The 23578-nt window shown below is 64.5% G+C and carries 20 protein-coding genes and 2 tRNA genes; 6 read left to right on the top strand and 16 right to left on the bottom strand.

All coding sequences use genetic code 11. The features are described from left to right. Positions 1-25: 25 nt before the first annotated feature. From AC3FOF_RS05410 to AC3FOF_RS05400, 3 genes are all read right to left on the bottom strand, one after another. Positions 26-913: an alpha/beta hydrolase gene (locus AC3FOF_RS05410; protein ID WP_488726016.1), complete on the bottom strand. Its 888-nt coding sequence runs from the start codon at positions 911-913 to the stop codon at positions 26-28. A 201-nt stretch (positions 914-1114) separates the two neighbouring features. Next, positions 1115-1191 (bottom strand) — tRNA-Arg (locus AC3FOF_RS05405). Positions 1192-1308: 117 nt separating this feature from the next. Next, entirely contained in the window at positions 1309-2517 is a 1209-nt protein-coding gene (locus AC3FOF_RS05400) for a GGDEF domain-containing protein (RefSeq protein WP_488726015.1), read from the bottom strand. A gap of 393 nt (positions 2518-2910) precedes the next feature. On the opposite strand from AC3FOF_RS05400, the gene AC3FOF_RS05395 reads away from it, so the two are divergent. The 4 genes from AC3FOF_RS05395 (at position 2911) to AC3FOF_RS05380 (ending at position 5785) form a co-directional block, all read left to right on the top strand. Further along, positions 2911-2987 (top strand) — tRNA-Pro (locus AC3FOF_RS05395). Positions 2988-3628: 641 nt separating this feature from the next. Then, a complete protein-coding gene (gene infA, locus AC3FOF_RS05390; RefSeq protein ID WP_017230249.1) occupies positions 3629-3850 on the top strand; it encodes a translation initiation factor IF-1 in 222 nt (73 codons plus the stop codon). Between the two features lie 414 nt (positions 3851-4264). Then, complete coding sequence (locus AC3FOF_RS05385; RefSeq protein WP_017230248.1) at positions 4265-4741, top strand: SixA phosphatase family protein; 477 nt, start codon at positions 4265-4267, stop codon at positions 4739-4741. A 192-nt stretch (positions 4742-4933) separates the two neighbouring features. Further along, a complete protein-coding gene (locus tag AC3FOF_RS05380) occupies positions 4934-5785 on the top strand; it encodes a GNAT family N-acetyltransferase (protein ID WP_276264580.1) in 852 nt (283 codons plus the stop codon). A gap of 90 nt (positions 5786-5875) precedes the next feature. Here AC3FOF_RS05380 and ppx read toward each other — a convergent pair whose 3' ends face one another. Next, the gene (gene ppx, locus AC3FOF_RS05375) at positions 5876-7408 is read right to left on the bottom strand and encodes an exopolyphosphatase (protein ID WP_488726014.1); all 1533 of its coding nucleotides are present in this window, start codon (positions 7406-7408) and stop codon (positions 5876-5878) included. Between the two features lie 193 nt (positions 7409-7601). Here ppx and ppk1 point away from each other — a divergent pair, with 193 nt between their 5' ends. Continuing rightward, positions 7602-9686 (top strand): polyphosphate kinase 1, encoded by a 2085-nt coding sequence (gene ppk1, locus AC3FOF_RS05370; protein WP_035816756.1) that lies wholly within the window; start codon positions 7602-7604, stop codon positions 9684-9686. A gap of 143 nt (positions 9687-9829) precedes the next feature. On the opposite strand, the gene phoR is transcribed toward ppk1, so the two are convergent. The 11 genes from phoR to AC3FOF_RS05315 all read right to left on the bottom strand — a co-directional run bounded on the left by phoR (position 9830) and on the right by AC3FOF_RS05315 (position 22255). Beyond that, complete coding sequence (gene phoR / locus AC3FOF_RS05365; protein WP_017230245.1) at positions 9830-11173, bottom strand: phosphate regulon sensor histidine kinase PhoR; 1344 nt, start codon at positions 11171-11173, stop codon at positions 9830-9832. Between the two features lie 149 nt (positions 11174-11322). After that, positions 11323-12030, bottom strand: coding sequence for a phosphate regulon transcriptional regulator PhoB (phoB, locus tag AC3FOF_RS05360; protein ID WP_017230244.1), 708 nt, complete (start codon positions 12028-12030; stop codon positions 11323-11325). A gap of 25 nt (positions 12031-12055) precedes the next feature. Then, complete coding sequence (gene phoU, locus AC3FOF_RS05355) at positions 12056-12760, bottom strand: phosphate signaling complex protein PhoU (RefSeq protein ID WP_017230243.1); 705 nt, start codon at positions 12758-12760, stop codon at positions 12056-12058. A gap of 69 nt (positions 12761-12829) precedes the next feature. Then, positions 12830-13618 carry a phosphate ABC transporter ATP-binding protein PstB gene (gene pstB, locus AC3FOF_RS05350; protein WP_017230242.1) on the bottom strand — a complete coding sequence of 263 codons (789 nt, stop codon included), beginning with the start codon at positions 13616-13618 and terminating at the stop codon, positions 12830-12832. A gap of 78 nt (positions 13619-13696) precedes the next feature. Continuing rightward, entirely contained in the window at positions 13697-14608 is a 912-nt protein-coding gene (gene pstA / locus AC3FOF_RS05345) for a phosphate ABC transporter permease PstA (protein ID WP_035816748.1), read from the bottom strand. After that, a complete protein-coding gene (pstC, locus tag AC3FOF_RS05340) occupies positions 14605-15570 on the bottom strand; it encodes a phosphate ABC transporter permease PstC (RefSeq protein WP_035816754.1) in 966 nt (321 codons plus the stop codon). Before pstC ends, pstA begins: the two co-directional genes overlap by 4 nt. A gap of 269 nt (positions 15571-15839) precedes the next feature. After that, positions 15840-16874, bottom strand: coding sequence for a phosphate ABC transporter substrate-binding protein PstS (gene pstS / locus AC3FOF_RS05335; RefSeq protein ID WP_017230239.1), 1035 nt, complete (start codon positions 16872-16874; stop codon positions 15840-15842). A gap of 280 nt (positions 16875-17154) precedes the next feature. Beyond that, complete coding sequence (gene glmM / locus AC3FOF_RS05330; RefSeq protein ID WP_488726013.1) at positions 17155-18501, bottom strand: phosphoglucosamine mutase; 1347 nt, start codon at positions 18499-18501, stop codon at positions 17155-17157. 33 nt (positions 18502-18534) lie between these two features. Beyond that, positions 18535-19332: a dihydropteroate synthase gene (folP, locus tag AC3FOF_RS05325; RefSeq protein WP_017230237.1), complete on the bottom strand. Its 798-nt coding sequence runs from the start codon at positions 19330-19332 to the stop codon at positions 18535-18537. Between the two features lie 267 nt (positions 19333-19599). Continuing rightward, entirely contained in the window at positions 19600-21486 is a 1887-nt protein-coding gene (gene ftsH, locus AC3FOF_RS05320) for an ATP-dependent zinc metalloprotease FtsH (protein ID WP_017230236.1), read from the bottom strand. A gap of 103 nt (positions 21487-21589) precedes the next feature. Beyond that, a complete protein-coding gene (locus AC3FOF_RS05315) occupies positions 21590-22255 on the bottom strand; it encodes an RlmE family RNA methyltransferase (RefSeq protein ID WP_017230235.1) in 666 nt (221 codons plus the stop codon). Positions 22256-22450: 195 nt separating this feature from the next. Between AC3FOF_RS05315 and AC3FOF_RS05310 the strand changes: the two genes are divergently transcribed. After that, positions 22451-22948 carry a YhbY family RNA-binding protein gene (locus tag AC3FOF_RS05310; protein WP_035816746.1) on the top strand — a complete coding sequence of 166 codons (498 nt, stop codon included), beginning with the start codon at positions 22451-22453 and terminating at the stop codon, positions 22946-22948. A gap of 123 nt (positions 22949-23071) precedes the next feature. Here AC3FOF_RS05310 and AC3FOF_RS05305 read toward each other — a convergent pair whose 3' ends face one another. After that, positions 23072-23575 carry a DUF4149 domain-containing protein gene (locus AC3FOF_RS05305; protein WP_017230233.1) on the bottom strand — a complete coding sequence of 168 codons (504 nt, stop codon included), beginning with the start codon at positions 23573-23575 and terminating at the stop codon, positions 23072-23074. Positions 23576-23578: the final 3 nt, after the last annotated feature.

Raw genomic sequence — 23578 nt, 5'->3', positions numbered from 1 at the left:
GCCCGCGGAATGCCGCCGGTACGGCTTACCTGGCTCCGGGGCCGTCCAGATGGCCGGTGCGCAGATACGCCAGGATCGGCGCCCAGAAAGCGTCCTGCCGCTCCGGCTCGATGGCGGCATCGTGCGGCAGCGCCGCCAGCGCCACCAGCCGCTTCGGCCCGCCTGCGGCGCGCTCCAGCCGCTCGGCATGCGCGAAGGGAATCACCTCGTCCGCGCGGCTGTGCACCAGCAGCAGCGGCAACCGCGATTTGCTCAATTGCGCTTCGTTGTCCCACGGGTCCGGCAGCAGCCGGGCAAGCCACGCCGGCACTCGCCCGGTCACCACCGCCGCCTCGCGTGCCGATGTGAAGCCGGCGGCGATAACCAGGCCGTCCGGCGCCGGACGCAGGGCGGGAAGTACGTCCAGCAACACGCCGGAGCCGAGCGAAAATCCCATCGCATAGCGGCGGGCCGCCCGCGGCGTGGCCAGGAGGAACTGCTGGTAGGCCGCCATCGCGTCTTCACGCAGCCGGCGAACACCGGGCTTGCCATCGCTGGCACCGTATCCGCTGTAGTCGAACACGCAGGAGGCGATCCCGTTGCGGTACAGCAGCGCTTGCGCGCTGGCCCAGTCGGACAGGTTCTCCTCATCGCCGTGATAGATCAGCACGGCAGGCGCGCTGGCCGCCGGCGCCGGGACGCAAGAGGCGCGCAGCATGCGTTTGCCACTGGCGAAGGCGAACTGGCGCGACGGGGCGCCGAGGCGGTCGGGCGTCGCGGCATCCGCCGCTCCGGCCGGCTTGGGCTCGAAGGCATCGCGCTCGACAGCCAGGAACAAGGCATGGCGGGCAGCCGCGGCCAGCAGCAGCAGGCATGCGCCGCCGGCCAGCCAGAACCGCACTTTTCCAGCACCGTCTTTGGGGAGATTCGCCATGGAGAGGGAGCCATGAAATGAATGCCGGGGCCAAGACCGCGGCGCAACCCCGAAATGTTAATCCGGACCGGGGGGCCATGGCTGAACGCTCGCCATTTCCGTGCAGGCGTACGCAGCGAGCTCGCCAGCGACCGCGGCCATGCGCACGCAGCCGGGCAGGGCGGGTGCCGCGAAGGAAGTGGGAGAATACGGGAGAAAAGATGGTCCGCCCTACACGATTCGAACGTGTGACCGCTCGCTTAGAAGGCGAGTGCTCTATCCAACTGAGCTAAGGGCGGATGGAGAAGACTGCCGCAGATCGCTGGCCTGGAGGCCACCGACGCGAAGCGCGACATTCTACCTCAGAGCCGCTGCCCGCTTCCACCTTCTGGCGCGCGGCTTTCGGCGCGAAGCCGTCAGGAAGCCCGCGAAACGTGCATGCGCACCGGTCTCGTCATGTCGGCAAGCCGGTCGACGGGTTGCGTGGAGACGCAGTTGCGCCCCATGTTCTTGGCATCGTAGAGCGCATCGTCCGCACGCCGCATTAGCGCGTCCGCCCCTTCTCCCGGCAGGCGCTCGGCCATGCCGATGCTGACCGTGTACGGAATCGCATCCGGCTCGGACGGGCAGGCCGTGGTGCGCACCAGTGTATTGAGGCGCATGCCGATCGCCCTGCCCTGCTCGAGTGTGGTGTTCGGCATGGCGATGGCAAACTCCTCCCCGCCGATGCGGCCGACAATATCGCCCGCGCGCACCGACTTGCGCAGCAGCCCGCTGAAATGGCGCAACACGCTGTCTCCAGCCAGATGACCATAGAGATCGTTGATCGCCTTGAAGTGATCGAGATCGATGAAGGCCACGGTCAGCAGGCGTTTCTGCCGTTCCGCCTGCTTGCAGGCGGCTTCCAGCGCAACCCAGTATGCGCCGCGCGATAGCACATCGGTGAGGTCGTCATAGCTGGCGCGGTGCTCAAGACGACGGCGCACGCTGTCGTGGGCCATCAGCGCAAAGCTGACTGACAGGCTGACAATACCGAAGGCGTGCAGGATGGTAAAAGCCTCTTGCGGGACCTGCGTGGCCAGGTGGATGGGCGCCACGGTCAGGCCGGCAGCCTGCCAGGCCCCCGTGGCGGCGCAGGCCAGCGCGATCAGCCCGAGCGACAGTGCCGCCAGCCGGCCGATGCCGCGCGTGGCCGGCACTTGCGGCGCAACGATACGCAGCAGGGCAAGCGGCAGGTAGATCCTTGCCAGCGCGAAAACCAGCACCTGGCTCCCCGCCGGCGCTCCCGCCCAGTCCAGGTAAGCCGTACCGCCCAGCACCACCGCGTTCAGCAGGCAGAGCATGCCCGCGCCGCCGCGCCTGCCGAAGAAGCGGCGGGTTCCATACACCATCAGGGACAGGGCCGCCGTCATGAGCAAGCCAGCCAGATTGAGCGAAAGCCCGTCCGGCAGGCTCTCCCGCGCCGCGAGCAAGCCGGCGGCGGCGGCCACCAGCACCTCGCCGGCCGCCCAGGAACGCAAGCCGGCCCGGCCCATGCCCGGCGTGCGCTGCAAGATGGCAAACACCACCGCCATCTGCAGTCCGAAAAGACCTGCGACCAGCACACTAAGCTGCGACTGAAACATGATTTTCCCCGTCCAACCTGGCGGGCAGCGGTCCAGCAAGCCGCCTTGCACCCCGCCTCCGCACGGAACCGGGGTTTCGCCATTTTTTTCTTTTGAACATCCATCCGTCTTCCCGTGCCCGACGGACCAGGGCTGGGCCTCGCAATCGTGGCAAGCGCGCTCTTGTATTCCTGCCTGGCGCCGCAACCCACAGGCCATACGCTTCCCCATCGCGCCTGACCGGGCGCCGGGGGTGGCCATTGAAGATTGCGGATTATGTCAGCGCCCGCAATCAAGTCAAGCGAACCTTGACGATCCGTTTCCCCTCTTTCCCGCATTGCCCGGCGGCCGCCTTGCCGGGTGCCAAAGTAAAATTTGACCCTGGGGCCCCGGCCGGGCTACAATCCGCAGCTTCGGGGCGTAGCGCAGCCTGGTAGCGCATCTGATTTGGGATCAGAGGGTCGCATGTTCGAATCATGTCGCCCCGACCAGTATTAAGCAATGCGATCAAAGGCTTAGACCGTCAGGTCTAAGCCTTTTTTTGTTGCCGGTCGATTTGTTGCCTATCGTTATCCCGCCATCCTGCGGCTCCCCATGGTTTCCGCGCTTTTTGGCAAGTCATCCGCCCCTTCCATCGCGCCGCGGCAACCCCATGCCAATACCCGGGATTACGTCCTGCTGGCAGCACGTCCCGTTGACTCTGCCATGGTATAATCGCGCGTTAGCCCGGGGTGTATGCAGCATGCCCTGTAACCGGGCGCCCTTGCCGAAGCGCCGCGAATAAATCACGTCGCGGCAATATCGGCAAGCCACCGGGAACATCTGCCCGCTCCATTGCCCCGCGCCTATCACGGTAGCACGGCCGCATTAGCTTGGGCCGCAACCGGCAAGGCAATCGGCCGGGCACTGACGCGCCCCCTGGCGATTCCCTAACGTGGACCACTTTGCATGCGCTAATTGCCATGCCGGTCCGGGTCAGCTTGCCTCCCGCAACTCCATGGCGCAACCAAGCAAGCCGGCGCTTGTCACTGCTGGCACCCGGACCTCGCGAGCACGCAGGCAGCATGCCGGTGCCCGCATCACCGGATTCACCTAAATTCATGCAGCCCATGGCTGCCGTAAAGGAAGAAGATTGGCTAAGGAAGAACTGATTGAGTTTGGCGGCGTTGTCTCGGAAGCCCTGCCTGACAACCGTTATCGCGTGACGCTGGAAAACGGCGTGGAAATCTGGGCCTATGCTTCGGGCAAGATGCAGAAGCACCGCATCCGCATTTTGGCCGGCGACCGCGTGACGCTGGAAATGTCGCCCTATGATCTGACCAAGGGCCGCATCAACTTCCGCCACAAAGCCTGATCTTCCTGCACGCTCGCCTTGACCGGCGAGCGTCGCGCCAGCCGCACTCCCAGGGCACCGCATAGCGGCGGTCCAGCCCCTGGAAACATCTTGCCGGCGTTCACCGGAAGCACCGGCGAGAAGGCGCGGGCGGATGTTTCGGCGATGCCACGCCGGAAACCCCGGACGCGCGCTTCATCCAGCGGCCGCACGAGGGCTGCGCGGATTGCCCCCCCGCGCCCGCCGTATTGCCTGCGTACGCCCCTCCCCGTCCACACCGGCAATGGCCCGCACGATTGGCTCGTCACATGCGCGTCATTCAAGCCAGCCATGCTCCCGCACCGTTCGCCGGGTGTTTGCCCTTGTTGCAAGCACACGAGGGCATCGCCATACTCAATCCGTCCCAACCCCTACCGCACCAGCCCCCCCGTAGCCATGAACCTGATACTGTGGCGCCACGCCGAAGCCGAGGAACTGCCCGGCGCCCTCGGCCTCAGCCGCAATGCCGATCTGCAACGCCCGCTGACGAGACGCGGCCACAAGCAGGCAGATGTCTCCGCCGCGTGGTTGCGTGCCCATCTCCCGGCCGGCGCGCGCCTCGTCTGCAGTCCCGCGTTGCGTACGCGCGAAACTGCCGCGGCCTTGCGGGAGAATGCCGAGATATTGCCCGACCTCGCCCCAGGCGCCGACGTCAGCTCGGTGCTTGCCGCCATCGACTGGCCGCAGGGCACGGAGTACACCGTGCTGGTCGGGCATCAGCCGTGGCTTGGGCGCCTTGCCAGCCTGCTGCTGGCAGGCTCGGAAATGAACTGGAGCGTGCGCAAGAGCGGCATCTGGTGGCTCTCGGGGCGTACGCGCGAAAGCGAGTCGCAGGTGGTGCTGCGCGCCGTCATCAACCCCGAATTTCTCTAGTGTTCCGAGCCGGGGTCTGATCCGGCTCGACCGGGCCCCGCACCATCGAATGCGCAGCAAGCGCCACTGGCCGCGCCATGCGGCCCGTGCTTGCTGGCCGCCGTCACCGAACCGTCACGGCGGCTTCACGGCACTGTCACCTGCTCTATCTACATTCGACCGCAACAGTTTCGTCACCGAAAGGACATACTGATGCGAGAGCTACCGACGCCCACCCAGCCATTGTTCGATTCCTTGCCCAATGGCTCCGGCCATTCGGCGCGGAGGCGTCTTCATCGCCAGCCACCTGCACAGGCGCATGCACAAGCGAATGAACAGCCTGCTTTCAGCGTGGCGTGGGCGCGCCACCAGGATGAAATAGTCGAGGCGCAGCGCCTGCGCTACAAGGTCTTTGCCGAAGAAATGGGCGCGCGGCTGAACTCGTCGACGCCCGGACTCGACGTCGACATGTTCGATGCCTATTGCGACCACCTCATCGTGCGCGAGATGGCCACGCTCAAAGTGGTCGGGACCTACCGCGTGATGGCGCCGCACCAGGCCAAGCGTATCGGCTGCCTCTACGCCGAATCGGAATTCGACCTGGTCCGCCTGGCCCACCTCAAACCCAAGATGGTCGAACTGGGCCGCTCCTGCGTGCACCGCGACTACCGCTCGGGCAGCGTGATCATGGCGCTGTGGGGCGGCCTGGGCGAGTACCTGCAGCGCTGGGGCATCGAGTCGATGCTGGGCTGCGCGAGCGTGCCGATGAGCGATGGCGGCCACTACGCGGCCAGCCTTTACCGGGTCTTCGCCGAACGCGCCCTGGCACCGATCGAATACCACGCGTTCCCTCGCCTGGCCTTGCCGATCGACGAACTCAACCAGACGCTGGATGTCGAGCCGCCCGCGCTGATCAAGGGCTACCTGCGGCTGGGCGCTCGCATCTGCGGCATGCCGGCATGGGATCCTGACTTCAATGTGGCGGACTTCCTCACGCTGCTGCGGGTGAACGACATGAACCCTCGCTACGCACGTCACTTCCTGGGCCTGAGCCGCGGCGTCTGAACCAGGTGGCGCTGGCGCGGGCGGCGGTCGCCCGCGCCGGGCGATCGGCCCACGGGTCGAGGCCGCCCTTGCGGGCAGCCTCCGCCCGGCTCAGGCATACACCACCTTGTAGCGCTTGCCGATGCGCTCCCACTCGTCGGCTTCCTGCGCCAGGCTGTATTCGACCAGCGGGTTGGCCTCGATCCAGGCTTTCGGCAGGCGAACCTCGAAGCCCTCGTCCAACGCATCGGAACGCTGGCTCACCGTGATCTCCGGCAGCGGCTCGTCGGCACGGCGGCGGCAGAGCACGAAGGCCAGGCGCAGGCTGAACAGCATGCGCCAGTCGAGGAACTTGCCGCTGCCGGAAAGCTTGCCCAGCTTGCCTGCATGACCCAGCAACAGCGTTGCCAGGCGGGCCTGGTCGGTCCTCGAGAAGCCGGGCATATCAGCGTGCGTGGCGATATAGGCGGAATGCTTATGATAGCCGCTGTGCGAGATGGTCATGCCGATCTCGTGGAGCCCGGCGGCCCAGCCCAGCAACGCGAGATTGTCGTCGCGGCGCTCATTGCGCGGCTCCGGGAATTGCGCCAGCAAGCCCAGCGCGGCACCCCGCACGCGCTGGGCCTGGGCGCGGTCGACGCCATAGCGCCGCATGAACTGGTCGACCGTGATGGTGCGCATATCCTCATGGTGCGTGCGGCCCAGCAGGTCGTAAAGCACGCCGAGGCGCAGCGCGCCGTCGGTGACGTCCATCCGCTCGATGTCCAGTTCGGCGAACACGCCCAGCATGATCGACAGGCCGCCGGGCAGCACCGGTATGCGGTCGGCCTTCAGGCCCACCAGCTTGACCCGGTTGGTGTTTTCCGCCTTGACCAGCGCGCGCTTAAGGCGCTCCAGCCCTTCGCGTGTGATGCCGTGCTCGGCCGGATTGTCGTTCATGCCGTTCAGCTCGATCAGCTCCGCCAGCGCGCGCGCCGTGCCGGACGAGCCCACCGCTTGCTGCCAGCCGGCGGCGCGATACTGGCGCACCAGCACCTGGATCTCCCTGCGCGCCGCCAGTTCGGCCTGCTTCATCGCGTATTCGTCGACGTTGCCGCTGGGGAAGAACTGCCGGCTATGTGACACGCAGCCGATATACAGGCTTTCCATCAGCTTGGACCCATAGCCGCTGCCGATGATGAACTCGGTGGACCCGCCGCCGATATCCACGACCAGCCGGTTGCCCGCGCAGGCCGGGGCGTCGTGCGACGCGCCCAGGTAGATCAGCCGCGCTTCCTCGCGCCCGGCGATCACCTCGATCGGGAATCCCAACGCGCTCTCGGCCTCGATCAGGAATTCCGAGGCATTCTTGGCCACCCGCAAGGTATTGGTGGCCACCGCACGCACATGGTCGGCCGAGAAATCGCGCAGGCGGTCGCCGAAGCGCCGCAAGGCATCGATACCGCGCCGGCGCGCCGGCTGGTCCAGGTACTTGTCCGGCGTCAGGCCCGCGGCCAGCCGCACCGGCTCGCGCAAGGCGTCGACCTGGAATATCTGGCTGGCCGGCCCGGATGCGGTCTGGCTCTCGTCAACCCTGCCGATCATCAAGCGGAAGCTGTTGGAGCCCATGTCGACGGCGGCCAGCAAGCGTGGGGTTTCGTTCATCGCTGTAGGGGAGTGTTGGTGAAGGCCGCAAGCGGCGGCGCAAATAGTTGTGTCAATTGTGTCGGGCGGTGCGCTTGGCCCAGCCGTAGAAAATATGTCTTTATCATGTCCATATCGTGACAAAATCACTTTGTCATCAATTTGACATGATTCTATGAAAAAGTCGCCGCATTAACATATGAAGGTCATGCCAATGTCGACAAGCCCACCCGGCACGCTGCTCAACCGAGAACTGGGCATTCTGGAATTCAATGCGCGCGTGCTGGCACAGGCCGCTGATCCGGCGGTTCCACTGCTGGAACGGTTGAAATTCGTCTGCATCGTTTCAAGTAACCTGGACGAGTTCTTCGAGATCCGCATGGCGGGCTTGAAAGAGCAGATGCGCGACAATCCCGCCGGCATCACGCCCGATGGCCTTTCCTTGCAGCAGGCCTACGAAATTGTCACTGAACGTGTCCAACAGTTTGTGGCACTGCAGTATGACATGCTCCAAAACGTGATTTTCCCCCTGCTGGAAAAAGAAGGGGTGTTCTTTCACCTGGCTTCCACCTGGAACGAAGCCCAGCGCGAATGGGCCCGCGGCTTCTTCCTGCGCGAACTGGGCCCGGTACTGACGCCGATCGCGCTGGACCCGGCCCACCCGTTCCCCCGCGTGCTCAACAAGAGCCTGAATTTCGTCATCGAATTGTCGGGCAAGGACGCCTTTGGCCGCGAGGCTGACCTGGCCATCGTGCAGGCGCCGCGCGCCTTGCCGCGCATGGTCAGGATGCCCGTGGAGCTGTCTGGCTACCCCTACGGCTTTGTACTGCTGTCGTCCTTCATGCAAGGCTTCGTGCACGAGTTGTTCCCCGCCATCAAGGTCAACGGCTGCTACCAGTTCCGCGTCACCCGCAACTCCGACCTCTTCGTCTCCGAGGACGATATCACGGACCTGCGCGAGGCATTGCAGGGCGAACTGCCGACGCGCCATTTCGGCGACACGGTGCGGCTGGAGATCTCGTCCGACACCCCGCCGGCGATAGCGCGGCGGCTGCTGCTGGAATCCGGCCTGGGCGAGCAGGATGTGTACCGCGTGAGCGGTCCCGTCAACCTGGTCCGGCTGATGCAGATCCCGGACCTGATCGACCGCCCCGCCCTCAAGTACCCGCCCCATGTGCCGGCGCCGGTCAAGGCGTTCACCCCGGGCGTGCCGATGTTCGACGCGATCCGCCAGCAGGACGTGCTGCTGCATCACCCCTACGAGAGCTTCAGCTCGGTGCTCGACCTGCTGCAGCAGGCTGCGGTGGATCCCGCCGTGGTGGCGATCAAGCAGACGGTCTATCGCACCGGCAACGAATCGCCGGTGATGGAAGCCCTGATGACCGCGGCCCGCAACGGCAAGGAAGTCACGGTAGTGGTGGAGCTGCTGGCGCGCTTCGATGAGGAAACCAATATCAACTGGGCCGAGCGGCTGGAATCCGCGGGGGCGCACGTGGTCTACGGCGTGGTTGGCCACAAATGCCATGCCAAGATGCTGCTGATGGTACGGCGCGAACCGGAGGGCGCCAAAAGCAAGCAGTTCAAGTTGCGCCGCTATGCGCATCTCGGGACCGGCAACTACCATCCGCGCACGGCGCGGCTGTACACGGACTTCGGCCTGCTCACCGCCAACGAGCAGATCTGCGAGGACGTCCAGCATGTATTCCAGTTGCTCACCGGCACCGCGGGCACGATCCGCCTGAATCACCTGTGGCAGTCGCCGTTCACCATGCAAAGCAAGCTGGTCGAACATATCCGCGCCGAGGCCCGCAACGCCCGCGCCGGCAAGCGCTCGCACGTCATGGCCAAGATGAATGCGCTGCTGGAACCTTCGATCATCGATGAGCTGTACAAGGCTTCGCGCGCCGGCGTGAAGATCGACCTGATCATCCGTGGCGTGTGCGCGCTGCGTCCGGGCGTGCCGGGCCTGTCGGAAAACATCTCGGTGCGCTCCATCGTCGGGCGCTTCCTCGAACATCATCGCGTCTACTACTTCCTGGCCGATGGTGCCGAAGTGGTCTACCTGTCGAGTGCCGACTGGATGGACCGCAACCTGTTCCGCCGCGTCGAGGTGGCGTTCCCGGTACTGGACAAGGCGCTGAAGGCGCGCGTGATCAAGGAGAGCCTGCGGGTTCACCTGCGTGACAATGCGTCGGCGTGGATCATGCAGCCGGACGGCACCTATCTGCGCAAGCACACCAAGTCCCAGCAGCCGCACGTCAGCCAGAACGATCTGCTGGCCATGTTCGCCGGCAACTGAGAAGCGCTCGTGCGGCATGGGCAAGTCCCTGCCGCACAAGTGACTTGAAGGTCCGGAATAGCCGCCCTGGACCGGCGCCGGGAATCCCCCGCCCAACAGCGGTGCCGCAGCTGCGCAAACCGCGCACCGCACCAGGCCCAGGCTCAGGCGGCCTTTTGCGGCGCCTGCCCCGCGCGCGGCAAGGCAACCGGCATATAACCGCTGCGATCGAGTGGGAATACCACGCGGAACACGCTGCCCCGGCCGACCTCGCTACTGATGCGCAGGTCCGCGTGGTGACGCGACAGCACGTGCTTGACGATGGCCAGCCCGAGGCCGGTGCCCCCGGTATCGCGCGAGCGGCTGCGATCGACCCGGTAGAATCGCTCGGTCAGGCGCGGGATATGGTCGGCCGCGATGCCCAGGCCGGTATCGCTGACCGAAAAGATCGCGTGCTCGTTCTCATACGTCAGCGCGATGCCGATGCGCCCGCCATCCGGCGTATAGCGGACCGCGTTGGTCACCAGGTTGCCGAAGGCCGACATCAGCTCGCTCTCGGCACCGCGCACGATCACAGCGGGATCGATCTGCACCGAGACCTGATGATGCCCCTGCGACAGGGCTTCGGCATCGTGCACCAGATGCGCGACCAGCCCGTCCATCTCGATGCGGTCCTGGCTCGGCGGCTGCGCATCGCTCTCCAGCTTGGCCAGCACGAGCAAGTCTTCCACCAGGTGCTGCATGCGCATGGACTGCACCAGCATCATGTCGAGATAGCGGTTGCGATCCTGCTCCGACACCGGCAGGTCGCGCACCGTTTCCAGGAACCCCGTGAGCACGGTCAACGGCGTTTTCAGCTCATGCGAGACGTTGGCGACGAAATCCCGCCGCATGGCCTCCGTGTTCTCCAGCTTGGTGATGTCGTGGGTCAGCACCAGCTTGCGGTTTTCGCCGTAAGGCAATATCTGCACGGCAATCACGCTGCGCTTATGCTCGCCCATGTCGCGCATCAGCAGCGGATCGTCGAAACGCTGCAGCGTCAGGTACTGGACGAATTCGGGGCGCCGGATCAGGTGAGTGATGCGCTGGCGCACGTCGCGCCGCGCGTTGAGGCCAAAGTGCTGCTCGGCCACATCGTTGCACCACTCGATCTGGTCGGCGTCGTCGAGCATCAGTACGCCGTTCGGCGAAGCCTGGATGGCCTGGATGAAGCGGGTATGCTGCTGCTCCACCTGCAGCACCTGGTTGCGCCAGCGCTTGACCAGGCGATGCAGGCGGTAATACACCTCGCCCCACAAGCCGAGCGCGCTGGGAATCTCGCCATAGGTGGGCGCATCCAGCACTTTCCACAGCCGGTTGATCTGGTACAGGTAATAGAGCAGGAGGCCCAGCAGGGCCGCGCACATCGCCGCCAGCGCCGGCACCGCGCCGAGGAAGAAATACAGGCCGGCCGAAGCCATGGCCAGGAAGATCAGGATGGCCGCCGAACGGGCCCAGATGACGTTCATGAAGAGATGAGAAGGTCGGGCAGGCGGCTAGACCGCGTGGAATGCGGTGGAGTGTGCCATGAAACTGGCGACAAGCGGGTGACAAGCGTGCAACTGCCAGGACAACGGGCAAACGCCACGCCTGCCAGGACGTGGCGCACCATGGCATCTCAGTGGCTGGGCCCGCGAGCGAGGCGGTATCCGCTGCCGCGCACCGTTTCGATCATATTGCTGTAGCCGCCGGGAGTCAGCGCGGCGCGCAAGCGCTTGATATGCACGTCGACGGTACGCTCTTCGACAAACACGTGATCGCCCCACACCTGGTCCAGCAGTTGCGAGCGGCTGTGTACGCGCTCCGGGTGCGTCATCAGGAAGTGCAGCAGACGAAACTCGGTGGGCCCGAGATCCAGCTTGAGCATGCCGGACTCGTCGTGGCCCGTGACCCGGTGCGTGGCCGGGTCCAGCCGCAGGCCGTTGATCGCCACCACGTCGTCGGTCAGCTGCGGCGCGCGGCGGCGCAGCACTGCCTTGATGCGGGCCAGCAGTTCCTTGGGCGAGAACGGCTTGGTGACGTAGTCGTCGGCGCCGGCCTCGAGCCCGAGCACCTTGTCCTGCTCCTCGCTGCGAGCGGTCAGCATGATGATCGGAATCTGCTTGGTGCGGTCGTTATTGCGCAGTTCCTTGGCGAAGGTTGCTCCCGACTTGCCCGGGAGCATCCAGTCGAGCAGTACCAGGTCGGGCAGTACGTCGCTCATCAGCGACAGCGCCTGCTCGGCGTTATAGGCCCGGATAGGATAGTGTCCCGCGTGTTGCAGGTTGACCGCGATCAGTTCGGCGATCGCCGGTTCGTCTTCGACAACAAGAATGCTGCTTGGCATGTAATTTTCTCCGCAGTGGCGCCGTTCAACTCAGCGCTTCGCGCTCCATGTCCTCACGCGAGGCGTGGCGGACGTCGGTTCCCTTGACGATGTAGATGATGAATTCAGCGATGTTCTTGGCGTGGTCGCCGATGCGCTCGATCGCCTTGGCGATGAAGAGAAAATCCAGCGCAACCGAGATGGTGCGCGGGTCTTCCATCATATAAGTGATGAGCTTGCGCACAAATGCGCGGAATTCGTCGTCGATGGCCTTGTCATCCTTGACGATCCGGGCCGCGGCAACGGTGTCCAGGCGCGCGAAGGCATCGAGCGCCTGGCGCAGCAGCGCGATGGCCAGATCGCCCGAGAGCTTGACCTCGGAGTAGTTGATCTGGTGGGCGCCGGCGTCTTCCATGATGTGCTTGGTGCGCTTGGCGATCTTTTCCGCCTCGTCGCCGGCGCGCTCAAGGTTGGTGATGGTCTTGGAAATTGCCATCACCAGGCGCAAGTCGCGCGCAGTCGGCTGGCGGCGCGCGATGATATTGCCGCAGTCGGCGTCGATCTCGAGTTCGAGTGCGTTCAGGCGGCTCTCGCGTGCGATCACCTGGTCGGCCAGGCCGGCATCGAATTCCGATAGCGCCCTCATGGCCACTTCGATTTGCGACTCGACCAGCCCGCCCATCTGCAGCAACTTGGTGCTGATGGCGTTCAGGTCGGCGTCGAATTGCGTCGACAGATGCTTGTCAGACATGATGTTTCTCCTGGCCGCTATTCGCTATTTGCTATGCGTATGCTATGCGTTATATGCGCAACGCTCAAATCAGCCGAAACGGCCGGTGATGTAGTCTTCGGTTTCCTTGCGCTGCGGCTTGATGAAGATCTTCTCGGTCTCGCCGAATTCGATCAGCTCACCCAGGTACATGTACGCGGTGAAATCCGAGCAGCGCGCAGCCTGCTGCATATTGTGGGTCACGATCACCACGGTGTAGTCGTCCTTCAGCTCGGCGATCAGCTCTTCGATGCGCCCGGTCGAGATCGGGTCGAGCGCGGAGCAAGGCTCGTCGAGCAGCAGCACTTCGGGACGGATGGCGATGCCGCGGGCAATGCACAGGCGCTGCTGCTGGCCGCCCGACAGGCCGTAGCCCGACTGGTTGAGCTTGTCCTTGACTTCGTTCCACAAGGCCGCCTTGGATAGCGCCCACTCCACGCGGTCGTCCATTTCGGAGCGCGACAGCTTCTCGAACAGGCGCACGCCAAAAGCGATATTGTCGTAGATCGACATCGGGAACGGCGTGGGCTTCTGGAACACCATGCCCACCTTGGCGCGCAGCAGGGCAATGTCCTGCTTGGCGGTCAGCAGGTTGTCGCCATCCATGTTGATCTCGCCCTCGGCGCGCTGCTCGGGATAGAGCGCATACATCTTGTTGAAGGTGCGCAGCAGAGTCGACTTGCCGCAGCCGGACGGACCGATGAAAGCCGTCACTTTGCGCTCGGGAATCGACATGTTGACATTCTTCAGCGCGTGGAACTGGCCGTAGTAGAAGTTCAGGTTGCGCACGTCGATCTTGGCGCGGGTCGTGTCGGGAATGTCGATGACAGTCGAGGTCATGCTCGTCTCTCGCAATGGATTTCGGGAAGGCCGGGTCTGGCTATATGGCTGTATGCGTACTGGCGATATCGCTGCCGGTCACTTCTTGAACAGCATGCGGGCCAGGATATTCAGTGCCAGCACCCCGACGGTAATCAGGAATACGCCTGCCCAGGCCAGCTGCTGCCACTCCACGAACGGGCTCATGGCGAAGCGGAAAATGGTCACCGGCAGGTTCGCCATCGGCTTGTTCAGGTCGCTGCTCCAGAACTGGTTGGACAAGGCCGTGAACAGCAACGGCGCGGTCTCGCCAGCGATACGCGCCACCGCCAGCAGCACGCCTGTGACGATGCCCGCATACGACGACTTCACCGTGATCGACAGCACCATCTTCCACTTGGGCGTGCCCAGGGCGAAGGCGGCCTCGCGCAGGGCGTTCGGCACCAGGTTCAGCATGTTCTCCGTGGTACGCACCACGATCGGCACCTGCAGCAGCGCAAGCGCGCACACCCCGGCCCAGCCGGAGAAATGGCCCATGCGGGTCACCACCAGCGCGTAGACGAACAGGCCGATCACGATCGACGGCGCCGATAGCAGGATGTCGTTGATAAAGCGGATGAAGCTTGCCAGGGCCGACTTCTTGCCGTATTCGGCCAGGTAGATGCCAGCCAGGATGCCCAGCGGCGTGCCGCACAGCGTGGCCAGCCCGACCATCACGAAACTGCCATAGATTGCATTGGCCAGACCGCCGCCGGCGGTATTCGGCGCCGGCGTCATCTGCGTGAACAGGTCCATCGACAGCCCACCCACCCCCAGCGAGATGGTGGTCCACAGGATCCACGCAAGCCAGAACAGCCCGAAGCCCATCGCGCCCAGCGACGCGGCCAGGGCATAGAAATTGGTACGGCGGCGGCGCGCCTGCAGGCGCGTGCGCATGGCGTCCGCATCCGGGCTCACTGCCGGCATCGACGAGGTGGAGGTAGAGGTAGTGGACATCGCGGCTTGACTCATTTTGCACCCTCGCCCTTGGCCAGGCGCAGCAGCAGGACCTTGGACAGTGCCAGGACCACGAACGTGATGAAGAACAGAATCAGGCCAAGCTCCATCAGCGCGGCGGTATGCAGACCTACGCCGGCTTCGGCGAATTCATTGGCCAGCGCCGAGGTGATGCTGTTGCCCGGCGAGAACAGCGAGGCGCTGTCCAGCAGGTTGGTATTGCCGATCACGAAGGTGACAGCCATGGTCTCGCCCAGCGCGCGGCCCAGGCCCAGCATCACGCCGCCAATCACACCAGCGCGGGTGAAGGGCAGCACCACGCGCCACATCACTTCCCACGTGGTGCAGCCGATGCCATAGGCCGACTCCTTGAGCAGTACCGGCGTAACCTCGAACACGTCGCGCATCACCGAGGCGATGTAGGGAATGATCATGATGGCCAGGATCACGCCGGCGCACAGCAGGCCGATGCCCAGCGGCGCGCCCTGGAACAGCTTGCCGATGAGCGGGATCTGGCCAACCGTAGCGCCCAGGGGCTTCTGGAAGTACTCGCCGAAGATGGGCGAGAAGACCAGCAAGCCCCACATGCCGTAGACGATCGAGGGTACCGCCGCCAGCAGTTCGATGGCCGTGCCCAGGGGGCGGCGCAGCCACGCCGGCGACAGCTCGGTCAGGAACAGCGCAATGCCGAAGCTGACGGGCACGGCGATGATGAGGGCGATCAGCGAGGTGACGATGGTGCCGTAGATCGGCACCAGCGCACCGTAGACGTCCGCCGGTGGATCCCACTCGGCGGTCCACAGGAAGCGCAGGCCGAAAGTCTCGATGGAGGGCCATGCGCTGATCGCGAGCGACACGATGATGCCACCCAGCAGCAGCAAGGTCACGATGGCGGCGCCGCGCGTCAGGCCACCAAACAGGATGTCACCGGTACGGCTGGGCGGCCGCACAGCGGATAGATCGGATGTAGTCGCCATGATGTGGTATTGGAGTTCGGTTAGGCGGCAGGCCGCCGGCTGCGTTGCGTCGCAAGTGCCGGGCTGCATTGCCGCGGGTACTTTGTAGCTACTGCCGCAGCGGTCGCGGCTGCTCTGGCCTCATTGGCTTCGGTGCTGCCTTCACTACTGTGTTGCGGCTGCTTTCCCGCCGTACTGCTGTTGCTGCCGGACCGGCGCCTGCGAGGCCCCGATCCGGCTCGGCTGCTGATCCCGCCCGCTGGTGCGGCCGGGATATGGCAGTCAGCCGATCAGTTGTAGAGCGCCTTGCCCGAACCGTCCTTGACCGAAGACTTCCAGGTGGCACGGATCTGGTTCACGACACCTTCCGGCAGCGGCACGTAGTCCAGCTCGCTGGCCAGGTGGGAACCGCTCTTGTAAGCCCAGTCGAAGAACTTCAGCACTTCCGCGCCCTGTGCCGGTTTATCCTGGTTCTTGTGCACCAGGATGAAGGTGGCACCGGCGATCGGCCATGCGCTCTTGCCCGGCTCGTTGGTCAGGATCTGGTAATAGGTCTTGCTCCAGTCGGCGCCGGCAGCGGCGGCCTTGAAGCCTTCGTCGCTAGGCTGCACCACGGCGCCTGCCGCATTCTTCATGCTCAGGTGGGCCATCTTGTTCTGCTTGGCGTAGGCGTATTCGACATAGCCGATCGCGCCGTTCAGGCGCTGCACGAACGCGGCCACGCCTTCGTTACCCTTGCCACCGGTGCCGCCACCCGGCCAGTTGACCGTGGTGCCTTCGCCCACCGAGCTCTTCCACTCCGGGCTGACCTTGGAGAGGTAGTTGGTGAAGATGAAGGTGGTGCCCGAACCGTCGGCACGGCGCACCGGCAGGATGTCCTGGCTCGGCAGCTTGGCGTGCGGGTTCAGCGCCTTGATGGCGGGATCGTCCCACTTCTTGATCTTGCCGAGGTAGATGCTCGCCAGCACTTCGCCGGTGATGGTCAGTTCGCCCGGCTTGATGCCTTGCAGGTTGATCACCGGCACCACGCCGCCGATCACCGTGGGAAACTGCACCAGGCCTTGCTTGGCCAGCTCTTCATCCTTCAGGGGCGCGTCGGATGCGCCGAAATCGACGGTCTTGGCGCCGATCTGCTTGATGCCGCCGGACGAGCCGATGGATTGATAGTTGACCTTGTTGCCCGTTGCCTTTTGGTATGCATCGGCCCATTTGGAATACACGGGCGCCGGGAAGGATGCGCCAGCACCGGTAATTTCCGCCGCGAACGCAGTGCCCGCCACCACCAACGACACGATGCCTGCAACGGCAGTCTTGACCAGCTTCATATGTCCTCCAGAGACATGGTTGGGGAATGACAATTTTTTGACAAGTCGAACTGTATGCTCTGTATGTGACAATTCAATGACATCACGAAATGTTCTTCAAAAGTGACATCGGTCAGCTACGAACGGTCCCTTGACGCACATTTGTTTCACCCCATGCCGCTGCCATGCGGCCCCTGGATCATCTTCAACGTTCGGCGGTTAATTGCTGTTTTTCAGAAAAAAAGCCGGGCAATATGCCCGGCATCATTTTCAGCTACGGCTGCCAGCTCTGCGCCGGCGTTCAGGCCCGCAGGGCGTCCGCGAGCGTCTGTGCCGCGCGCTCGGCGGTCTCGACCTGCTCGGCCTCAACCATCACGCGCACGACAGGCTCGGTCCCTGACGCACGGATCAGCACCCGGCCCTTGCCTTCCAGCTGCGGCTCGATCACGGCCCGCGCGGCGCTCAGGCCCGGGTGCGACTGCCAGTCGAAGCCCTTCTCCACGCGCACATTGATCAGCGTCTGCGGGAACAGCGAGACGCCTTCCAGCAACTGGGCCAGGCTCTTGCCGCTGCGACGCAATGCCGCCAGCACCTGCAGGGCCGACACGATGCCGTCGCCGGTGGAATGCCGGTCCAGGCAAAGCAGATGGCCCGAGCCCTCTCCGCCCAGCATCCATTTCCGCTTGTTCAGTTCCTCCAGCACATAGCGGTCGCCCACCTTGGCCCGCACGAACGCTACGCCCTGCCGCTTCAACGCCAGTTCGACGGCCATATTGGTCATCAGTGTGCCCACGGCGCCTTCTACCTTCTGGCCCGCGCGGAGGCGATCCTGGACGATCAGGTAAAGCAGCTCGTCGCCATTGAACAGGCGGCCATCGCGATCCACCACCTGCAGGCGGTCGGCATCGCCATCGAAGGCCAGGCCCAGGTCAGCGCCATTCGCCTTGACCGCTTCGATCAGCTTCTCGGGCGCGGTAGCGCCATAGCCGGCGTTGATATTGCGCCCATCCGGCTGGTTGCCGATCGAAATCACGTCGGCGCCGAGCTCGTGGAAGACGTGCGGAGCAATGTGATAAGCGGCGCCATGGGCACAGTCCACCACCAGCTTGAGCTTGTGCAGGTCCTGCTCGTAGGGGAAGGTGCTCTTGCAGAACTCGATGTACCGGCCGGCGGCATCTTCGATGCGCCGTGCGCGGCCCAGATCGTCCGAACGCACGCACACCATCGGTTCTTCCAGGGCTTCCTCGATGGCCATCTCCACCGCATCGGGCAGCTTGTCGCCGTCGGCGGAGAAAAACTTGATGCCGTTGTCGTAGTACGGATTGTGGCTGGCGGAGATCACCACACCCGCCGACAGGCGAAGCGCGCGTGTGAGGTAGGCCACGCCGGGCGTCGGCAGTGGTCCGGTCAGCAGCACATTGACGCCGGCCGAGGTGAAGCCGGCCTCCAGCGCAGCTTCCAGCATATAGCCGGAAATGCGCGTGTCCTTGCCGATCAGCACGGTCGGACGGCCCTGTTCCTGCTGCCTGGCGCCATGGGCGAGCACCATGCCCGCAGCATAGCCAAGGCGCATCACGAAATCAGGCGTGATCGGCGCCTCGCCAACCCTGCCGCGCACCCCGTCCGTGCCGAAATACTTGCGTGTCATAAAGTCTTTCTCCCGTTGTTCTGATTGCGAAGGCTAACCGGCAATTGTTTCACGACGGACGGCCCACCAGGTCTTGAGCGCATCCACCGTTTGTTCTACGTCATGTACACGCACGATATACGCCCCCCGCTCCACGGCGCAAACCGCGGCGGCCAGGCTGGCCGCGACGCGTTGCGGCGCCGGCCGGCCACCGAGGATGGCGCCGAGCGTCGACTTGCGCGACAGCCCCACCAGCACCGGCAGCCCATCCACGGCCAGTTGCGGCAACTGGCCCAGCAGGCGCAAATTATGATCCGGCGTCTTGCCAAAGCCAAAACCGGGGTCCAGGGTGATACGGGCGTCGTTCACGCCGGCCGCGCGCAGCACATCTGTCCGCTCGCGCAGGAAATCGGCCACATCGCGCACCACGTCGTCGTACCGGGGCTGCTCCTGCATGGTTTGCGGGTCGCGCTGCATGTGCATCACGCACAGCCCGGCCTGCCCGGCATCCACCCCGCTCACCGCCTCTACCGCACCGGGCATGCGGAAGCCCCAGATGTCGTTGATCAGGTCGGCACCGGCAGCCAGCGCGGCGCGCATGACTTCCGGCTTGTAGGTATCGATCGACAATGGCTTGCCGCAGTCCCGCAGGGCCTCGACCATCGGCAGCACGCGCTCCAGTTCCTGCGCCAGCGGCAACGCCGCCGAGCCGGGCCGGCTGGACTCGCCGCCAATGTCGATGATGTCCACCCCTTCGGCGATCATGCGCTCGGCATGGCGCAGGGCGGCATCTCGGCTGGCATGCTGCCCGCCATCGGAAAAGGAATCGGGCGTGACGTTGAGTATGCCCATTACCAGGGGACGGCGGCTGCGCTCGAAGCGGTAGCGGCCACACTGGAAGTACGAATCAGCGGAGAGCGGCGACAAGATACGAAAACCGAAAGCGATAAAGGTTGGGAGGCCGGGCCATGGCGGGCACGGCGCCGGCCGCAAAGAAAAAGCCGGCGCACAAGGCGCCGGCTTCAGGCTTGTCAAACGGCTGCGGCATCCACGTCAACGGCACTGCCTACTGGCCTGGTGACCGTCGACGCGGTCAGCGCCGCCGCATCGGCCAGGCCGTCAGGCCGTGGCCGGCGCGTTCGAGGGCGTCACCGGCAAGCCGCCCGACGGCGTATTGCCACCGCCGCTGTTCGGGCCGGACACGCCACGCGGCGGCCGCGGAGGCTTGCCTGCCATGATGTCGTTGACCTGATCGGCGTCAATGGTTTCCCACTCCATCAGGGCCGTGGTCATGGCCTCGACCTTGTCGCGGTTTTCCTCGAGCAGGTGCTTGGCCAGCGCATATTGCTCGTCGACGATGCGGCGGATTTCCGCGTCGACCTTTTGCTGGGTGGCTTCGGAGACCGTCTTTGCCGACATCTTGCCGAACATGCCATCCTGCTCGCTGTCCACATACACCATGGTGCCCAGCGTATCGCTCATGCCGAAGCGGGTGACCATGTCGCGGGCCGTCTTGGTGGCGCGCTCGAAGTCGTTGGAAGCACCGGTGCTCATGGCGTTGAGGAAGACCTCTTCCGCCGCGCGGCCGCCAAACAGGATGGCGATCTCGTCGAGCATGTTGTCCTTGTACTTCGAGTACTTGTCATGCTCCGGCAACTGCCAGGTCACGCCCAATGCCCAGCCGCGCGGCATGATGGTGACCTTGTGCACCGGATCCGCCTTGGGCAGCAGCTTTGCCACCACCGCATGGCCGGACTCGTGGTACGCGGTAGCGCGGCGTTCTTCCTCGCGCATGACCGTGGACTTGCGCTCCGGGCCCATGTAGATCTTGTCCTTGGCGTCCTCGAAGTCCTGCATGTCGACCACGCGCTTGCTGCGGCGGGCGGCGAACAGGGCTGCCTCGTTGACCAGGTTGGCCAGGTCGGCGCCGGAGAAGCCGGGCGTACCGCGTGCGATCACCGAGGCGTCCACGTCGTTGCCGATCGGCACCTTGCGCATGTGGACCTTGAGGATCTGCTCGCGGCCGCGGATGTCGGGCAGGCCGACATAGACCTGGCGGTCGAAACGGCCCGGACGCAGCAGCGCCTTGTCGAGTACGTCCGAACGGTTGGTCGCGGCGATCACGATCACACCGGAGTTGGCCTCGAAGCCGTCCATCTCGACCAGCATCTGGTTGAGGGTCTGCTCGCGCTCGTCGTTGCCGCCGCCCATGCCGGCGCCGCGATGACGGCCTACCGCATCGATTTCGTCGATGAAGACGATGCAGGGTGCCTGCTTCTTGGCGTTCTCGAACATGTCGCGCACACGGGCCGCGCCCACGCCGACGAACATTTCAACGAAATCCGAACCGGAGATGCTGAAGAACGGCACCTTGGCTTCGCCGGCGATGGCGCGCGCCAGCAGCGTCTTGCCGGTACCCGGAGGGCCGACCAGCAGCACGCCGCGCGGGATGCGGCCGCCCAGTTTCTGGAATTTCTGGGGATCCTTGAGGAAGTCCACCAGCTCGACCACTTCTTCCTTGGATTCGTCGCAACCGGCAACATCCTGGAAAGTGACGGCATTCTGGTTTTCATCGATCAGGCGCGCACGCGACTTGCCGAAGGAAAAAGCACCGCCCTTCCCGCCGCCTTGCATCTGCCGCATCATGTAGAACCAGAACACGATGATCAGCAGGGTGGGCCCGAGGTAATACAGGGCCTGCACCAGCACATTGGGCTCGTCATCGGCCTTGCCGGTCACCTGAACGCCGTACTTCATCAGGTCGCCGACCATCCAGATATCGCCCGGCGAGATGATGGTGTACTTCTGCCCTTCCTTGGGCGTGACCACCAGATTGCGGCCTTGCACGTCAACCCGGCCCACCTTGCCGGCCTTGGCATCATCCATGAACTGCGAATAGGTGACGCCTTCCTGCGTGCGAGGCTTGTCGAACTGCTTGAAGACGGTAAACAACACCAGCGCGATCACGAGCCAGATTGCCGCCTTTTGAAACAGGTTGTTATTCAAGGCCAAACTCCTTTACGAACGCCTTGCCAACGGGATAGCTGCATTGTAATGCAGCGCCCGGCGTCGGGGGAAAAAGCAGATTGATCGAAGCGATAGGCTCGCTTCACCCCGCCGACTTGAGGTAACGCCCAAGAATGAAGGTCTCGGAAGACTTGTCGCGTGACGCCTTGGGCTTGCGTTTGGCGACCACCTTGAACTGGCGCTTGAACTTCTCCACGATCTGGCTGTAACCACTGCCATGGAAACACTTTACCAGCAATGAGCCCTCCGGCTTCAGATGCGTCTGAGCAAATTCCAGCGCCAGGTCGCATAAGTAGTCGATACGGGCCGCGTCGGCAAAGGCCACACCGGATAAATTGGGGGCCATGTCCGACAAAACAAGATCGATCTTTGCACCGCCGGAGGCCTGCAGCACAATTTCCTCCAGTTGACGGAAAACGTCCTCCTCGCGGAAGTCGCCCTGGATAAATGTGACGTCGGCGACAGGCTCCATGGGCAGCAGGTCGATCGCCACCACCGCGCCGTCGATCCCGCCGTCCTTGGCGCGTGGCGAGGCCGCCAGCTTGTTGCGGGCGTACTGGCTCCAGCTGCCGGGGGCAGCGCCCAGGTCGACGATGACCTGTCCGGGACGGATCAGCTTGTCCTGCTCGTCGATCTCCTTCAGCTTATACGCTGCGCGGGCCCGATAGCCCTCCCGCTGCGCCATTTTGACGTAGGGGTCGTTGATATGGTCGTGCAGCCACGACTGATTGAATTTGTTCTTGGCCATTCCGAAAGACGCCTGATTGGAAAAACACCCGCCGACCCGCGGCCGACCGTGCGTTTTTCACTCGTTTTGCTGATTTTGCAGCCTGACCGTGCCAGTTTGACGGATAATACGCGCCGATTCGCTTTTTCGGCACTTCGGTGCCCTGGTTTGCGCACCACTTGCGCGCCCATTTGCGCCCTCGCCTGCGCTTTACTTATGCCCGCTCTTCAACTCATTCCCGCCCAGCGTTCCGAACTCCGCTCACGTGCTCATGGCCTCAATCCGGTCGTGATGATCGGTGCTGAGGGCCTGACGCGCCCCGTCCTGGCGGAAATCGACCGCAGCCTGGCTGCCCACGACCTGATCAAGATCCGTGTATTCGGCGACGACCGCGAAAGCCGTATCGGCATCTACGAAACCATTTGCGCGGACCTCGACGCCGCCCCGATCCAGCATATCGGCAAGCTGCTGGTGATCTGGCGCCCGGGTCCGGCCACGCTGAAGGAAAACCGCCCCCAGGATCTGGGCCGCCTGGCGCCCCGCAGCGGTGCCGCGCCGCGCACCGTGACCGTCAAGAAGCCCAGCGCGGCGCCTAACCGCCGCCCCACCCGCTCGCGCGTGACGGTGCTGGGCAATGAACGGGTTACCGCTGGCGGCAACGTCAAGCGCGCCCGCGCCCGCCCGACCAGCCAGAAGAAGAAGGCGCTCGACTGAGCGCCGGCCAGCGCGCCAACCCGCGCTGGGGCCGGGCCATGCCCGGCCAAGGCAGGTACTCTCCCGCCAGATCGGGATCGGCGGGCCCGATGCATCTGGGCCCGCCGCACCCCGACTCGTTCCTCACTCCCCAGCCGAACGCGGCGCCGCTGCGCGCCACACCAGGACCAGCGCCAGCAGGCTGTGCGCCAGGTAGAACAGGCTGGACACGCCATGCAGCATGCCGAACTGCCCCTTGTAGGGAGAGTCGGACACGCCCACGCCCAGCGCCGTTGCCTTGTCCCTCAGGTTCTCCATGAAAGGCTGGATGCCGAAATAGCCCACCAGCACGCATAGCAACATGCCCAGCACCAGCCAGCGCAGTCCACGGTAGCGCCTGGCGCCGCGACGGATCATCAGGTTGCACAGCGCGAGCTGCAGCACGCCGACCACTACGCCAAGGATCGCCTCGGTGCGGAACAGTTGTCCGGCGATCAGGCCGGCGGTCTCGCGGCTGGGCAGCACGGAGAACAGCGTCGGGGCCACCATGTAGCCCACCGTCCACAGGCTGCCGGCCCAGACCACGGTCAGCAGCAGGAAGACCCGATGCGGCAGCGGCGGCAGACTCGAATAGGAGGAAGAGAACACGCA

The sequence above is a fragment of the Cupriavidus sp. 96C5-1 genome (genome assembly GCF_057798855.1).
This window is presented reverse-complemented; position numbering and strand designations above follow the sequence as displayed.